The 15,869-nt window shown below is 63.4% G+C and carries 17 protein-coding genes; 11 read left to right on the top strand and 6 right to left on the bottom strand.

The annotated features are described in order from the left end of the window. The first annotated feature begins 206 nt into the window (after window positions 1-206). The 11 genes from flgB to flgL all read left to right on the top strand — a co-directional run bounded on the left by flgB (window position 207) and on the right by flgL (window position 11,518). Entirely contained in the window at window positions 207-644 is a 438-nt protein-coding gene (gene flgB, locus ACMFWR_RS00430; RefSeq protein ID WP_413193102.1) for a flagellar basal body rod protein FlgB, read from the top strand. A gap of 186 nt (window positions 645-830) precedes the next feature. Beyond that, complete coding sequence (gene flgC, locus ACMFWR_RS00425) at window positions 831-1,256, top strand: flagellar basal body rod protein FlgC (protein ID WP_413193101.1); 426 nt, start codon at window positions 831-833, stop codon at window positions 1,254-1,256. A 27-nt stretch (window positions 1,257-1,283) separates the two neighbouring features. Beyond that, entirely contained in the window at window positions 1,284-1,991 is a 708-nt protein-coding gene (locus ACMFWR_RS00420; protein WP_413193100.1) for a flagellar hook assembly protein FlgD, read from the top strand. Window positions 1,992-2,058: 67 nt separating this feature from the next. Beyond that, window positions 2,059-3,348, top strand: coding sequence for a flagellar hook protein FlgE (flgE, locus tag ACMFWR_RS00415; RefSeq protein WP_413193099.1), 1,290 nt, complete (start codon window positions 2,059-2,061; stop codon window positions 3,346-3,348). A 130-nt stretch (window positions 3,349-3,478) separates the two neighbouring features. Further along, window positions 3,479-4,243, top strand: a complete 765-nt coding sequence (gene flgF, locus ACMFWR_RS00410) for a flagellar basal-body rod protein FlgF (RefSeq protein ID WP_413193098.1) — start codon at window positions 3,479-3,481, stop codon at window positions 4,241-4,243. 8 nt (window positions 4,244-4,251) lie between these two features. Then, window positions 4,252-5,037, top strand: a complete 786-nt coding sequence (gene flgG, locus ACMFWR_RS00405) for a flagellar basal-body rod protein FlgG (protein WP_413193097.1) — start codon at window positions 4,252-4,254, stop codon at window positions 5,035-5,037. 90 nt (window positions 5,038-5,127) lie between these two features. Beyond that, complete coding sequence (locus ACMFWR_RS00400) at window positions 5,128-5,835, top strand: flagellar basal body L-ring protein FlgH (protein ID WP_413193096.1); 708 nt, start codon at window positions 5,128-5,130, stop codon at window positions 5,833-5,835. A gap of 26 nt (window positions 5,836-5,861) precedes the next feature. Next, entirely contained in the window at window positions 5,862-6,977 is a 1,116-nt protein-coding gene (locus ACMFWR_RS00395) for a flagellar basal body P-ring protein FlgI (protein WP_413194961.1), read from the top strand. Window positions 6,978-6,987: 10 nt separating this feature from the next. Then, complete coding sequence (gene flgJ, locus ACMFWR_RS00390; RefSeq protein WP_413193095.1) at window positions 6,988-7,989, top strand: flagellar assembly peptidoglycan hydrolase FlgJ; 1,002 nt, start codon at window positions 6,988-6,990, stop codon at window positions 7,987-7,989. Window positions 7,990-8,182: 193 nt separating this feature from the next. Further along, window positions 8,183-10,195, top strand: a complete 2,013-nt coding sequence (gene flgK / locus ACMFWR_RS00385; RefSeq protein ID WP_413193094.1) for a flagellar hook-associated protein FlgK — start codon at window positions 8,183-8,185, stop codon at window positions 10,193-10,195. A 75-nt stretch (window positions 10,196-10,270) separates the two neighbouring features. Next, window positions 10,271-11,518: a flagellar hook-associated protein FlgL gene (flgL, locus tag ACMFWR_RS00380; protein ID WP_413193093.1), complete on the top strand. Its 1,248-nt coding sequence runs from the start codon at window positions 10,271-10,273 to the stop codon at window positions 11,516-11,518. A gap of 225 nt (window positions 11,519-11,743) precedes the next feature. On the opposite strand, the gene fliR is transcribed toward flgL, so the two are convergent. From fliR to fliM, 6 genes are all read right to left on the bottom strand, one after another. Beyond that, window positions 11,744-12,526, bottom strand: a complete 783-nt coding sequence (fliR, locus tag ACMFWR_RS00375; RefSeq protein ID WP_413193092.1) for a flagellar biosynthetic protein FliR — start codon at window positions 12,524-12,526, stop codon at window positions 11,744-11,746. A gap of 55 nt (window positions 12,527-12,581) precedes the next feature. Further along, window positions 12,582-12,851 carry a flagellar biosynthesis protein FliQ gene (gene fliQ / locus ACMFWR_RS00370; RefSeq protein ID WP_413193091.1) on the bottom strand — a complete coding sequence of 90 codons (270 nt, stop codon included), beginning with the start codon at window positions 12,849-12,851 and terminating at the stop codon, window positions 12,582-12,584. A 13-nt stretch (window positions 12,852-12,864) separates the two neighbouring features. After that, window positions 12,865-13,578, bottom strand: a complete 714-nt coding sequence (gene fliP, locus ACMFWR_RS00365) for a flagellar type III secretion system pore protein FliP (RefSeq protein WP_413194960.1) — start codon at window positions 13,576-13,578, stop codon at window positions 12,865-12,867. Window positions 13,579-13,787: 209 nt separating this feature from the next. Next, complete coding sequence (gene fliO / locus ACMFWR_RS00360; protein ID WP_413193090.1) at window positions 13,788-14,360, bottom strand: flagellar biosynthetic protein FliO; 573 nt, start codon at window positions 14,358-14,360, stop codon at window positions 13,788-13,790. Between the two features lie 80 nt (window positions 14,361-14,440). Then, the gene (fliN, locus tag ACMFWR_RS00355) at window positions 14,441-14,863 is read right to left on the bottom strand and encodes a flagellar motor switch protein FliN (protein ID WP_413193089.1); all 423 of its coding nucleotides are present in this window, start codon (window positions 14,861-14,863) and stop codon (window positions 14,441-14,443) included. Continuing rightward, window positions 14,856-15,860, bottom strand: coding sequence for a flagellar motor switch protein FliM (fliM, locus tag ACMFWR_RS00350; protein WP_413193088.1), 1,005 nt, complete (start codon window positions 15,858-15,860; stop codon window positions 14,856-14,858). Before fliM ends, fliN begins: the two co-directional genes overlap by 8 nt. Window positions 15,861-15,869: the final 9 nt, after the last annotated feature.

Raw genomic sequence — 15,869 nt, 5'->3', positions numbered from 1 at the left:
TCACGAAGCAGATTCTAGAACCGGGGCCTTGTCTGAAAACGTGGAATTGAAGGCCGCTTTCCCGCCTATTCGCCAGATTGCGGCTTGCATGCGCCCCCTAAGATGCCTGTCATGCGGAAAAGCCTCCTTTTGCCTCACGGAAAAAGCTGCCGAACCGCGCGACACAGTCGCCCCAGGCCCCGATGGGCAAGGCGATGGAGATTTCGATGATCGACAAACTCGATGCTGAATTTAAGTTCGGACAGGAAGCCCTGAATCTGCGCGGTTACCGCCAGTCAGTGCTGTCTTCGAACATTGCCAACGCGGATACCCCCGGGTATCAGGCGCGTGACATGGACTTTGCCAAGACGCTGACCAGCGCACTCAAGAAGGGCGGCCACGCGGAAGCGTCGAAGTCCGGCCTGTCGCTCGTCACGGATAACGCCGCGCATATTCCCGCGCAGGCACAAGGCACCGTGGGTGGCGACTTCTACGGCCAGCTGGCCTACCGCAACCCGATCCAGCAAAGCCTGGACGGCAATACGGTCGACCTCGACACCGAGCGCGTGAATTTCGCGGACAACGCGCTGCACTATGAAACAGGCATGACCGTGCTGACGGGCCAGATCAAGTCGATGCTGGCCGCGATCACGCAAGGCACCTGATCAGGCAACTGATCAGTAACGATTGATCGGCGGACTCGCCGGTCAGCGCAAAGATCGACGTACCGATTGTGGCAACAACCAAAGCAACGATGGGTACGGCAAAGAAACAAGCAGCGGCGGGACGCGGGGAAAACGGCTCGGCGCTGCGGTTTGTAATCCAGGCAATCTGAACAAGGGGCGCATTCCATGCCTTCCATGATGAGCGTGTTCGATGTGGCGGGTTCGGCTCTTACCGCCGAATCGCAACGTCTGAACGTCACCGCGTCGAACATGGCCAACGCCAACAGTACGACGGGTCCTGACGGCCAGCCGTACAAGGCGAAACAGGTCGTTTTCCAGGTCAAGTCGATTGGCGGCGCTCGCACGAGCTCGGGCCAGCAGATCGGCGGTGTGTCGGTCAGCAACATCATCGACGATCCGACGCCGATGAAGATGACCTATGACCCGAGCGACCCTTCGGCGAATGCCGACGGGTACGTGACCAAGCCCAACGTGAACCCGGTCAACGAGATGGTCAACATGATCTCGGCGTCGCGTTCGTACCAGGCCAACGTCGAAACGCTCAACACGGCGAAGACGCTGATGTTGAAGACTTTGACGATCGGCAGCTGATCCGCCCCCGGACCTCTCTGACCCAACATGACCTCCTCTGTTAACAACAACACCTCGGGTACCTCGGGCGCCTCGTCGGCGACGGGTGCCAACAGCCTGACGAGCGGCAGCGCGTCCGATCTTCAGACGACGTTCCTGACGCTGCTCGTTACGCAGCTGCAGAACCAGGACCCGACCAACCCGATGGACAGCTCGCAGATGACTTCGCAGCTGGCCCAGATCAGCACGGTGTCGGGCATCAGCAACCTTCAGAGCTCGCTCACCTCGCTTGCGAGCCAGCTCAACGCGACGCAGCAGCTCCAGGCGGGCCAGCTCGTCGGTCACGGCGTGCTCAGTTCGGGCAGCTCGATCACGGTGGGCACGACGACAGACTCGTCGGGCAATTCCACGCAGGTCGCCACGCCGTTCGGTGTTCAGCTGCCGAGCGCGGCAACCGACGTGCAGATCACGATCAAGGATTCGAACGGCAACACGGTTCGTACGATCGACGCCGGCGCCGAACCGCAAGGCGTGACGCCGATGTCGTGGGACGGCACCGACAACTCGGGTACCGCAGTCGCGAACGGCAACTACACGTTCACGGTCACGGCGACGGGCACGTCGGGTTCGATCACGGCGACGCCGCTCGCGTACTCGACGATCTACGCGGTCGGCTCGAACACGGATGGCTCGACGAACCTGCAGCTCTCGAACGGCAAGTCGGCCAGCCTGACCGACATCGCCGAAATCATCTAACTGAATTGAATACAACGGGGCCGCGCCGGAGCGCGCGGCTCGTTTGATACCTAATCTGGAGGCCTAGATGGGCTATTCACAAGGTCTGAGCGGTCTGAACGCTGCTTCTGCACAGCTCGACACGGTCGGCAACAACATCGCGAACTCGTCGACGACCGGCTTCAAGTCGGGCACGACCGAATTCGCCGACATGTACGCAAACACCGTCGCCACGGCTGTTTCGACGCCGGCAGGTCTGGGCGTCAAGGTCGTGGGCGTCGCACAGAACTTCGGTACGGGCACGTTCACGAACACCGGCGTGCCGCTCGACGTCGCGATCAACGGCAACGGCTTCTTCCGTATGTCGGTCAACGGCCAGATCGAATACTCGCGCGACGGTGAATTCCACACCGATGCGAACGGCTACATCATCGACGCCGAAGGCGCGAACCTGACGGGCTACCCGGTCGGCACGAGCGGTGTCGTTTCGACGACCAACCCGCAGCCGATTCAGGTGCCGATGGGCAATATGCCGCCGGCCGCGACGACGATCGTCAATACCTCGGGCCTGAACCTCGACTCGTCGCAAGCGGTTCCGACGACGACGCCGTTCAACCCGACGGACAGCACGAGCTACTCGTACTCGAACCAGATCACGACGTACGACTCGCTGGGTGACTCCCACTCGATGCAGCTGTACTACGTGCGCAACTCGCCGACGAGCCCGATCCAGTACAGCGTCTACGCAGCTGAAGACGGCACGCTGGTCCCGGCGCAAGGCGGCACGGTCGCGACAGTCGGCCTGATCGGCACGATGGACTTCTCGAACACGGGCACGCTGACGGGCTTCACGACGGCTGGCCCGGCTGCCACGCAGACGAATACCGACGAAGTCCAGGTCACGGGCATTCCGTCTGCGACGGGTTCGATCAACCCGATCAGCATCAACTTCAATCTGCAAGGCGCGACGGCTTACGGCGGCACGGGCAACACGGCCAACCTGCAGCCGGACGGCAACGCGGCAGGCAACTTCGTGACGGCCGAAATCGACCAGAGCGGCAACGTGGTCTGCACCTACACGAACGGCAAGACGCAAACCGTCGCTCAGCTCGTGCTGGCTTCGTTCAACAACAACAACGGCCTGCAGCCGGTCGGCGACAACAAGTGGATCCAGACGGGCACCTCGGGTCAGCCGACGCTGGGCACCGCGGGTACGGGCACGTTCGGTCAGCTGCAGACCGAGTCGATCGAAAACTCGAACGTCGACCTGACGGGCTCGCTCGTCGACCTGATCACCGCGCAACGCTTCTACCAGGCAAACGCGCAGACGATCAAGACGCAGAACACGGTCGACCAGACGCTGCTGAACATGTCGTAATCGCAGGCGCGGGTTCGCCCGCGCCACCGGCTCAGCGCAGTCCCGGCTGAGCCTGTAACCAGGCGCCGCGTGCGGTTTGTGCGCGGCATCTGTCACAGCATTTCCCACACATCGTCTTTAGCGCACCGTTATGGACCGTTTGATTTACACCGCAATGACCGGCGCGTCGCAAACCTTCGACGAGCAGGCCACCATTGCCAACAACCTGGCGAACACTTCGACGTCGGGTTTCCGCGCGCAGCTGTACGCCTACCGTGCGGTGCCGCTGAAGACGCAAGACCAGCTCGCGACGAACAACAACGACGTTACGCGTACGTTCGTGCTGAGTTCGACGCCTGTCGCCGACTACACGCCCGGCATCATTTCGAAGACGGGCAACCCGACCGACATGGCGATCCAGGGCGACGGCTGGTTTGCGGTGCAGACCGCCGACGGCAACGAAGCCTATACGCGGAACGGCACGTTCCACGTCGATGAAAACGGCCAGCTCGTCGATGCGCAAAACCGCGTCGTGATGGGCAACGGCGGTCCGATCTCGGTCCCGCCCGGCGGCACGATTTCAGTGGGTACCGACGGCACGATCTCGGAACTCGGCGGCGGCGATTCGCCGAACCAGATCGCCGTCATCGACAAGCTCAAGCTCGTGAACCCCGGCAACGCCAATATGCTTCGCGGCGACGACGGCCTGTTCCGCACGAGCGACAACCAGCCCGCGCAGGACGATCCGACCGTGCAGGTCGTGGCCGGCGCGGTCGAAGGCAGCAACGTGAATCCCGTCGAGGCGATGGTCTCGATGATCGCCAACGCCCGGCAGTTCGAGATGCACATGAAGATGCTCAGCACGGCCGACAGCAATGAACAAAGCGCCAACGCGCTCCTGAACTTCAGTAACTAGGAAAGACCATGAACCGTTCCCTGTACATCGCTGCGACCGGCATGAACGCGCAGCAGACGAACCTGGACGTGATCTCGAACAACCTCGCGAACGTCAGTACCAATGGTTTCAAGGCATCGCGCGCCGTGTTCCAGGATCTGCTGTACCAAACCACGCGTCAGCCGGGTGCCTCGACGACCGACACCACGCAGCTGCCCTCGGGCATGCAGCTCGGTACCGGCGTGCAGGAAGTCGCCACCGAGCGCCTGTATTCGCAAGGCTCGCTCTCGCAAACGTCCAACGCCAAGGACCTCGCGATCAACGGCAACGGCTTCTTCCAGGTGCAAATGCCGGACGGCACGACGTCGTACACGCGTGACGGCTCGTTCCAGACCGACCAGAACGGTGTGCTCGTGACGGCATCGGGCTACCCGGTCCAGCCGCAGATCACGATCCCGCAGAACGCGACGTCGTTCACCGTCGGCAGCGACGGCACGGTCACGATCACGACGCCGGCCAACCCGAACGCAACGACGATCGGCACGATCCAGACGGCGAACTTCATCAACCCGGCCGGTCTTCAGGCACTGGGTCAGAACCTGTTCGCCGAAACGTCGACGTCGGGCACGCCGCAGGTCGGCACGCCGGGGCTCAACGGTCTGGGCACGATTCAACAGGGCTACGTCGAAACGTCGAACGTCAACGTGGTCCAGGAACTCGTCAACATGATCCAGACGCAACGTGCGTACGAAATCAACAGCAAGGCGGTCGAGACGTCCGACCAGATGCTGCAGAAGTTGACGAATATCCAGTAACACAAACGGACCCGGCGGTCCGTAGCCGCTTGTCGGCGGACCCCGGGGCTGAACATGATGGTGGCAGTGATGGTATCTCTCGAATCCTTGATGACCGAGCTTCGCCGACCCCAGCGGGTCGTTGCGACGCGACGCACGTTCGCAGCAGCGGCGGTGTGCGCAGTGGCCGTGCTGGCCGGCTGCGCTCAAATCCCGACGCAGCCGCTCGTGCAGCAGCCGATGACGGCTTTGCCGCCGCCGCGGCCGCTCGTGACGCAGGCCACCGGCGCGATCTATACGGGGTACTCGGACCATCCGCTGTTCGAGGACAGCCGTCCGCGCAACGTCGGCGACATCCTCACCATCGTGATCAGCGAAGCCATCAACGCAACGAAGAGCTCCGGTACGCAAGCGAACCGGAATGCCGAGCAGGATTTCACGCCGACGGCCATCCCCGGCATCATCGGCGGCCTGCTGAGCCGTTCGACGACGGCGATCACGGGCAACAACAACTTCAAGACCACGGGTGGCGCGGCCGCTCAGAACACCTTCAGCGGCACGCTGACGGTGACGGTCACGCAAGTGCTGGCCAACGGCAACCTGATGGTGAGCGGCGAAAAGCAGATGCTCATCAACCAGGGCAACGAATATGTGCGGTTCTCGGGCGTCGTGAATCCGACGACCGTCGCCGGCGACAACACCGTCAAGTCGTACCAGGTCGCCGACGCAAAAATCGAATACAGCGCGAAGGGCTACATCAACGAAGCCGAAACGATGGGCTGGTTGCAGCGCTTCTTCCTCAACCTTGCGCCTTACTGATCATGCACGCCTCATTCTCATTCCGCATGGTCCGGCAGGCTCTGTCGGTCGCACTGCTCACGGCCTGCTCGCTGCTCGGCACGCTCGCGCAGCCTGCGCACGCCGAGCGCCTCAAAGACCTCGCGCAGATCCAGGGTGTGCGTGACAACCCGCTGATCGGTTATGGCCTGGTCGTCGGTCTCGACGGCACGGGTGACCAGACGACGCAGACGCCGTTCACGACGCAGAGCTTGACGAACATGCTCGCGCGCCTCGGCATCACGGTCACGGGCGCCACGAACATGCAGCTGAAGAACGTCGCGGCCGTGATGGTCACGTCGACGCTGCCCGCGTTCGCGCGTCCCGGTGAAGGAATCGACGTCACGGTGTCGTCGCTGGGTAATGCCAAGAGCCTCAAGGGCGGCACGCTGCTGATGACCCCGATGAAGGGCGCCGACGGCAACGTCTACGCGATCGCGCAGGGCAACGTGCTGGTCGCGGGCGCAGGTGCGGCCGCCAATGGCAGCAAGGTCCAGATCAACCAGCTCGACGTCGGCCGCATTTCGAACGGCGCACTCGTCGAGCGCGCAGTGCCCACCGTGCTCGGCGAAGCCGGCACGATGCAGATGACGCTGAACCAGACCGACTTTGACAACGCACAGCGCGTCAGCGCCGCGATCAACAACGCATTCGGCGGCGGCACCGCGGTGCCCGTCGACGGCCGCACGATCGCGATCAAGTCGCCGTCGGATCCGGCTGCGCAGGTCGCCTTCCTCGCGCAGGTCGAGAACATCGACGTCGCGCCGTCGAAGGAAGCCGCCAAGGTCGTCGTCAACGCACGGACTGGTTCGGTCGTGATGAACCAGATGGTGCAGCTCCAGTCGTGCGCGGTCGCTCACGGCAATCTGTCGGTCATCGTGAATACGACGCCGCAGGTGAGCCAGCCGGGTCCGTTCTCGAACGGCCAGACGGCGGTCACGCAACAGTCGCAGATCCAGGTGCGCCAGGAAAACGGTGCACTGCAGATGGTCAAGGCCGGCGCTTCGCTTGCCGACGTCGTCAAGGGCCTCAACGCCCTCGGCGCGACGCCCGCGGATCTGATCTCGATCCTCCAGTCGATCAAGGCAGCCGGCGCCCTGCGCGCCGACCTCGAAATCATCTAAGGGGCGCGCCATGTCACGTCTGAGCATGCAGAACCAGCTGGGCGGCAACGCCAACTCTGCAGATATCTCGCAGCGCTTCGCACTCGACACCAACGGTTTCGATGCGATGCGCACACAGATCCAGAACTCGCCGGCCGCGGGCGCGAAGCTCGCCGCACGTCAGTTCGATGCGACGTTCATCAATATGATGCTCAAGAGCATGCAGGACGCGACGCCGTCCAACGGCATGCTCGACAGCCAGGCCGGCAGCCAGTACATGTCGATGCTCGACCAGCAGCTCTCGCAGCAGCTGTCGACCAAGGGCATCGGTGTCGCCGACCAGCTGCTGACGCAGCTCATGCGCAATCAGGGCCTGTCAGTCGGTGCGGACGGCCAGTCCGGCGGCAACGACGCGAACGGCGGCACGAGCGCGGGCGGCGCGATCAATACGAACGCGATGCTCAATATGCTCGCGGCATCGGCGTACGCGTCGGCGCACTCGCAGGGCGCGTCGCTGGCGGCGAACCAGCAGGACTACAACGCCAACGATTCCGAGATCGAATACGACGGCGACGATCGCAAGCAGGCGTTCGTCAACAAGCTCGGCAGCGCGGCGCGTACGGCAGCGGCGGCATCGGGCATCCCGGCGCGCTTCATCCTGTCGCATGCGGCGCTCGAGTCGGGCTGGGGCCGCCACGAAATTCGCGAGCACGACGGGTCGACGTCGCACAACGTGTTCGGCATCAAGGCCGGCAAGAACTGGACGGGCCGCACGGTCACGGCGATGACGACGGAATATGTCGACGGCGTGGCACAGAAGGTCCGCGCGAAGTTCCGCGCCTACGATTCTTACGAAGACGCGATGGTCGACTACGCGAACCTGCTGCGCAGCAACCCGCGTTATGCCGACACGATCGCATCGACGCATTCGCATGACGCAGCGGGCTTCGCGGCCGGTCTCCAGCGCGCGGGTTACGCGACGGATCCGGGCTACGCAAAGAAGCTCGTCAAGATCATGAATCAGATGGTGTAAGGCCGAGCGCGAGCCACGCCGGCCGGGGTTTCACACGTAATTTGCAGCAATGCGAGCAGGTCAGGCCCCCCGGGGCCGCCTGCTCAAGTTTTCTAGTCGAAGGCCGTTATTCCACTCATTGACTGGCCGGAGCCATTTGACGCCGCACCCCTTCCGGCGCGCGCCGGGACGTCGCGGCAACACAGGATCACGCATGGCACAATCGCTTATAGATATCGGCAAGAGCGGTCTCACCGCAGCTCAGTACGGCCTTTCGACGACGGGTAACAACATCAGTAACGCGTCGACGGCAGGGTACTCGCGTGAGGTCGTCGAATACGCGGAAGCCAACGGCCAGAACCTTGGCGCGGGCTACCTCGGCCGCGGCGTCAACGTCGTGACCGTGCAGCGTCAGTACGCCGACTACCTGAACCAGCAGCTCAACAAGGCGATCGCTCAAGGCGGCACGCTGAGCACGTACAACACGCAGGCTCAGCAGCTCAACACGATCGTCAGCGACCCGACCGCGGGTATCACGACGCAGCTCACGACGCTGAATACCGGCCTGTCGACGGTTGCGAACAACCCGCAGGACACGGCAGCGCGTCAGGCAGCGATCGGCAATATGCAATCGCTGGTGTCGCAGTTCAATGAAATGACGTCGGAATTCAACGACGTCCGCCAGAACGTCAACACGCAGCTCGTCAGCGCGGTCAGCCAGGTCAACCAGCTGTCCGCCCAGATCGCCTCGCTGAACAAGCAGATCGTGATCTCGCAAGGCACGTCCAACGGTCAGGCCCCGAATCAGCTGCTCGACCAGCGTGATGCGGCCGTGACGCAGCTGAGCCAGCTGGTCGGCGCGACCACGACGAACAACGCGGACGGCTCGATCAACGTTCAGATCGGCAACGGTCAGTCGCTCGTGAACGGCCAGTTCTCGTACAACCTGACGACGACGCCGTCGGCGACGGATACGTCGGAGCTCGAAGTTGCCTATCAGGTTACCAACAGCAGCGGCGTGACCACGAACATTCCGCTCGCGGAAAGCACGCTGTCGACGGGCACCATCGGTGGCCTGTTCCAGTTCCGCAGCCAGACGCTGGATCCGCAGGAACGTGCGCTCGGCAATATCGCCGTGACGATGGGCACGTTGATGAACCAGCAGAACGAAGCGGGTGTCACGCTGACGGGCGCGCAAGGTGGCGCGTTGTTCAACGTCGCGCAGCCGGCCGTGACGCCGGGCACGGCAAATACGGGCGCCGCGACAGTGAGCGCGATTTACGGCGGCAGCACGCTGAGCCAGCTGACGGGCGACAACTACACACTCACGTACGCAGGCGGCGGCAACTACACGCTGCAGGACACGACGACGAATGCCGCGCCCGTGACGATCGCGGCGACGCCGAACACGACCGGCACCGGCAGCACAATCAACGTCGACGGTCTCCAGATCGCGATTTCGACGAACCCGGCTGTCGGCGATTCGTTCCAGATTCAGTCGGATACGCGTTCGGCCGGCGCCACGCTGTCGGTCGCGGTTTCGCAAGCTTCGGACATCGCCGCGGGTTCGCCGCAAGCGACCGCAGCCTCGGGCACGGCGAATACCGGCTCGGGCGCACTGACGGTGACGTCGCCGCCGGCTCAGTACTACACCGGCGCAATGATGCAAGGCGTGGTGACCGCGACCGTGAATGCGGGCGGCACGACGATGGACTTCACGCAAGGTACGACGGGCGATGCCACACCGGATGTGACCGTGACGGTCAACGGCGTGTCGACGACGTACCCCGCGCCGCCGACCAATGTGCCAATCACGGCAGGCGCGACCTACAACGTCGGTGGCGTGACCTTCACGATGGCCGGTACGCCGGCAGCTGGCGACACGTACACGCTGACCGCGCAACCGTTCGGTCCGTCCGACAACACGAACGCCCTCGCAATGGCGAACGTGCTGCAAGCCAAGACGATGGGCAACCAGACGTTTGCCGGCGCTTACTCGACGTTCGTCGGCGCGATCGGCGATGCCGAATCGACGACGAACACGGCAAACCAGGCGCAGACGACGCTTGTCTCGCAGGTGACCCAGGCTCAGCAGTCCGTCTCGGGCGTGAACCTCGACGAAGAGGCCACGAACATGATGACGTATGAACAGATGTACCAGGCGAACAGCAAGGTGATCCAGGCGGCCGGCACGATATTCGACGCAATCATCGGCATCCAGAACTAACAGCATGCTGGCCGCGCGGCGGGTCGATCCCGCAGCGCGCCACACTGAATGACTGAAATCGAAGGATAAGAAACCATGCGTATCGCAACCAGCACGATCACCCAGATCGGCGTGAGCGGGATGAACTCCCAGCAGTCGCAGCTCGTGACGCTGATGGAAGAGATCTCGTCGAACCGCACCGTGAACCTCGCGGGCGACGATCCAGCTTCGGCCGCGCAGTCGGTGCAGGTTCAGACCAAGGTCCAGAACAACACGCAGTACACCGCGAACCAGAGCTCGGCGACGACGTCGCTCGGTCTCGAGGACAGCACGCTGAACAGCGTCGCGACGCAGATCCGCAGCATCCAGTCGATCCTCGAAAAGGCCAACAACGGCTCGCTGACCGACTCGGACCGTGCCGCGTACGCTACGCAGCTTCAGTCGGCTCGCGAACAGCTGCTGTCGCTCGCGAACACGACGGACGCTTCGGGGAACTACATCTTCTCCGGCTTCCAGACGCAGACGGCTCCGTTCACGAACGCCGCGAGCGGTCCCGGCGTCGTCTATAACGGCGACCAGGGCGTGATCTCGGCGCAAGTCAGCTCGCAACGCCAGATCCCGACGAACGATCCGGGCAGCAACGTGTTCCTGAGCGCAACGCCGGGCGCGGCCTCGCCGATCGCCACGGCACCGACGACGAACGGCGGTTCGGGCACGATCGGCGTGCTGTCGACGACGCAAGCCGGCGCGGCGACGAACAACGACAACTTCACGGTTAACTTCGCGGTCGACGCGCAGGGCAACACGACCTACACCGTGACGGACAACACGGCCGTTCCCGCGACGACCACGCAACCGGCATCGTTCACGGCGGGTTCGGCGATCCAGCTCGGCGCAGGCGAGACGATCACGATCAACGGCGCACCGGCTAACGGCGACTCGTTCAACGTCGCACCGCCGACCGCCGCGCAGAACAACATCTTCACGACGATCGACAACGCGATTGCCGCGCTGCAAACGCCGTCGCAAAGCGCATCGGGCCAGACGAACATCGCGAACGCGATGGCCACGTCGCTGCAACAGATCGGGAACTCGTACACGACGGTGCTGACGACGCTTGCATCGGTCGGTTCGCGCGAAACCGAACTGCAGACGCTCGGCACGCTGGGCACGTCGATCGATACGACGTACTCGACGCAGCTGACGAACCTCGTGGGTCTGTCGACGTCGGACATGGCTGGCGTGTACTCACAGCTGTCGACGATCCAGACGCAGCTGTCGGCCACGCAGAAGGCCTTCGTGTCGACGCAGCAGCTGTCGCTGTTCTCGCAGATTCAGACCTGATAAGCCGCACAAGCCACGACACGGTCGGGTGCGAGCCTGACCCGGAACGCGGCATCGGTAACAAGGTAGCCAACAAGCCGCATCAAGACGGCAATAAGTGTTCAATCGCTACGGGGGCGCCTCAACGACCGGAGAATCCGGCTTTGGGCGCAAAGTGCAGCGGCCACGGATTTCGTGGCCGTTTTTTTTTGCCACGTGTGACCCTGTATTCAGTGGGCACGTCGGTCAGGCCAGCCCACCGATGACCCGTGTGAGCGCGTCCATGCCCATCGAGAAGAGCCGCGAGAAGAACGGCATGAGGTTCGGCGTCATCCATTGCAGCATCAGCAAGCCGACGGTGAGCGTGAGCGGCAAGCCGACTTGAAAGACACCGATCTGCGGCGCAGCGCGATTGAGTACCCCGAGCGCAAGGTTCACGATCAGCAGCGCGATGACCACGGGCAACGAGAGGAGCAGCCCTGCGGAGAAGATGGTCGCACCCCATTCGACCATCGTGTGCAAGCCCACGGCCGAGATCGGCGTGGCGGTGATCGGCACGCGATAGAAGCTGTCGATCAGCACGCCGAGCACCTGCAGATGCCCGTCGATGGTCAGGAACGCGAGCACGGCGATCAGGTTCATGAACCGCGAAAGCACGTCGGTCGAGCCGTCCATGCTGCCGGTGTAGAGCTGTGCGAAACCGAGGCCCATCTGCAGGCCGGCCATGTCGGCGGCGGCCTCCACCGTGGCGAACACGACCTGCACGGTCATGCCGATCACGCCGCCGATCACGATCTGCTGCGCCATGATGAACAGGCCCGTCGCGGTCGCGATACCTGCGTCGGGCATGGCCGGCAGATTCGGCGCGATGATGATGGTGATGAGCAGCGAGATGCCGACCTTCGCCGTCACGGGAATCGACGAGTGATTGAAGAACGGCGCCGTCGCAAACAGCGCGAGCAGCCGCGAGGCGGGCCACAGGAAGGCGGCCAGCCACGCCATCAGCTGTGAGTAGGTGAACGTGATCATGCGTCGGGCGCGATCCGGAGGGCCACGACGGACGAGGCGCGCGCGGTGGCCGGCATCAGCCGATCAGCGACGGAATGTTCGTGAAGATCTGCCGCATATAGTCCAGCATCATATGCAGCATCCACGGACCTGCGATGACCAGCGCCACGAACACCGCGAGCAGCTTCGGGATGAATGACAGCGTCGATTCATTGATCTGGGTCGCCGCCTGGAACAGGCTTACGACCAGACCGACCACCAACGAGACGATGAGCAGCGGCGCCGCGAGCAGCAGCGCGATGACCATCGCATGGTGGGCAATGCCCATGACGGATTCTGGAGTCATGATGGCCTCGCGATCACTGGAAGAAGCTTTGCGCCAGCGAACCGATGATCAGCTGCCAGCCGTCGACCAGCACGAACAACATCAGCTTGAACGGCAGCGAGATTGTCGCGGGCGACACCATCATCATCCCCATCGACATCAGCACGCTCGCCACCACAAGGTCGATGATCAGGAACGGGATAAAGATCGTAAAGCCGATCTGGAACGCCGTCTTCAGCTCGCTCGTCGCAAACGCCGGCACGAGCAGCGACAGCGGCACGTCGGCGGGCGTGTTCATCGGCGCAGCGTGCGAGATCTTCGCGAACAGTGCGAGATCGGGCTCCCGCGTCTGACGCAGCATGAATTGCTTGAATGGCTGGGCGCCCCGCGTGACGGCCTCTTCGAACTGGATCGTCCCTTCGGAGAACGGCTTGTACGCATCCTGATACGCACGGTCGAGCACCGGGGACATGACGAAGAAAGTCAGGAACAGCGCCAGGCCGACGAGCACCTGGTTCGGCGGCGTGGTCGACAGGCCCATGGCCTGACGCAGCATCGACAGCACGATGATGATCCGCGTGAAGCTCGTCATCATCAGCAGGATCGCGGGCAGGAAGCCGAGCGACGTGATGAACAGCAGCGTCTGAACAGGCAGCGAGTAATTCGTACCGCCGTTTCCTCCCGGCACCGCAATAAAGGCGGGCAAACCGCCCGGCGCGCTGCCTGTGCTCTGCGCGTAGGCGAGCATCGGCAGGGCGAGCGATGCGCCGAGCGCGATATGGCGGATCAGGCGCCGGCGACGCACCGACTTGTCGGCGCACAGGCCGGCATTCAGGGCGAGGCTCGAGCAGGAGCGGGTGTCGCGTGTCGCGCCAGTGCTCACTTCGCGAGCCGCGTCGGCGGCAGCGGAAATCGGTAATTCGTTCATGTCTGATCGCAGGGCCGGATAATCGCAGGTTATCGCGCTGCGCCGATATCGTCGTCGTGAACGTTGCGGCGCGGCGACTTGCCGAGCTTTTCGCTCAGGCGTTGGCGAAAGTCGGTCGCGAATTGGGCGACCTGGGGCGAAACGGGTGCCGGCGACGCGGCGGCTTCGCCGGCGGGCAGGGTATGAAGATGGCTCACGCTGCCCGGCGCCACGCCGAGCACGAGCCACGTATCCTCGATTTCAACGACGACCACGCGCTCCTTCTGCGACAGCGGCGTGGTGCTCACGAGCTTGACGAGCCCCGTGCGCGGCGGTGTCTTGTTGAGGCCGAGCCGGCGCGCAATCCACGCACAGCCGAAAATCAGCCCGATCACTACGACCAGGCCGAACAGCGCCTGAAAGATGCCCGCGAGACCCAGCGAAGGCACGGCGGAGCCGGCGTCGACGGCCTGGCTCGCGGCACGCGCCGCACTGTTGAGCCCGCCGCCGACCACGCCCGACGCGACGATCGAGCCACCGGCGGCTTGTTCACCTGCGGCTTGCGCCGCCTGACTGGCCATCAGGCCCGCAGTTGCCAGGAGCAGCGCAAGCGCGCTGCCCATACGACTGCTTACGGCACGGCACACGGTACTGCATGCCTTACGACTGGCGGCGTGCCCAGCGGCACGCCATGCCCTGGCTTTCATCGATTGAGTTTCCGGATCCGTTCGGACGGGGTGATGATATCAGTCAGGCGGATACCGAACTTGTCGTTGACCACCACGACTTCACCCTGCGCGATCAGACAGCCGTTCACGAGCACGTCCATCGGCTCGCCGGCCATGCCGTCGAGTTCCACGACCGAGCCCTGCGCGAGTTGCAGCAGGTTCTTGATCGCGATCTTCGTGCGCCCGAGCTCCACGGTCAGCTGGACCGGGATGTCGAGAATCATGTCGATGTCGTTGCGCGTCGTCGTCTGCGGCGTGCCCGCGAGCGGCTGGAACACGCTGGCGCCGGCCGATGTGGCCGCCGGCGTCGTCACGACGGTATTTTGCTCGGCGAGCGCGCTCGCCCAATCGTCGACGCTTTGCTCTTCGTCCGGCGCCGGGGTCGTCGTATCACTCATATCCACTGTCCTTGTTGATTTCCGCCGAGCTGATCATCTTGTTGACGCGCAGCGCGTATTGACTGTTGAACGTCCCGTAACTGCATTCCATGACCGGCACGCCGTCGACCTTCGCGGTGACTTCTTCCGGCATTTCGAGCGGCAAGACATCGCCGACCTGCATGTTCAGGATCTGATTGAAGTTGGTGTCGATATTGCTGAGTTCGACGCGCAGGTCGACGAGCGCGGTCTGCACCTGCTGCGACAGCAGGCGGACCCAGCGGCGGTCGACTTCGAGCGCTTCGCCCTGCAGCGGGCTCGACAGCATGTCGCGTACCGGCTCGATCATCGAGTACGGCATGCAGATATGCATCTGGCCGCCGCTCGTGCCGAGCTCGATCGAGAACGCCGTCGACACGACCACTTCGTTCGGCGTCGCGACGTTGGCGAACTGCGTCTGCACTTCCGCGCGGATGTATTCGAACTCGACCGGGAAAACAGGCTTCCACGATGCGCCGTAGTTCTCGAACACGATATTGAGCAGGCGCAGGATGATGCGCTGCTCCGTCGGCGTGAAGTCACGGCCTTCGACGCGCGTGTGGAAACGACCATCGCCGCCGAACAGGTTGTCGACGATCAGGAACACGAGGTTCGGATCGAAGACGAACAACGCCGTACCGCGCAGCGGCTTGATATGGACGAGGTTCAGGTTCGTCGGGACATGCAGGTTGCGGATGAACTCGCTGTACTTCTGCACGCGCACCTGGCCGATCGAAATTTCGGCGCTGCGGCGGATGAAGTTGAACAGCGAAGCCCGCATCAGCCGTGCAAAACGCTCGTTGATGATTTCGAGCGTCGGCATCCGGCCGCGGACGATCCGTTCCTGCGTGGCCAGGTTATATGGCCGTACCGACCCGTTGTCGCCGGCGGCACGTGCCTCGGCGCTTTCCTGGTCGCCATTGACGCCTTTGAGGAGGGCATCGACCTCCTCTTGGGAAAGGAACTCTTCGTGCGACATGGCTCTCGT

The organism is Pararobbsia alpina (genome assembly GCF_965118125.1).
GTDB classification, from domain to species: domain Bacteria; phylum Pseudomonadota; class Gammaproteobacteria; order Burkholderiales; family Burkholderiaceae; genus Pararobbsia; species Pararobbsia alpina_A.
This window is presented reverse-complemented; position numbering and strand designations above follow the sequence as displayed.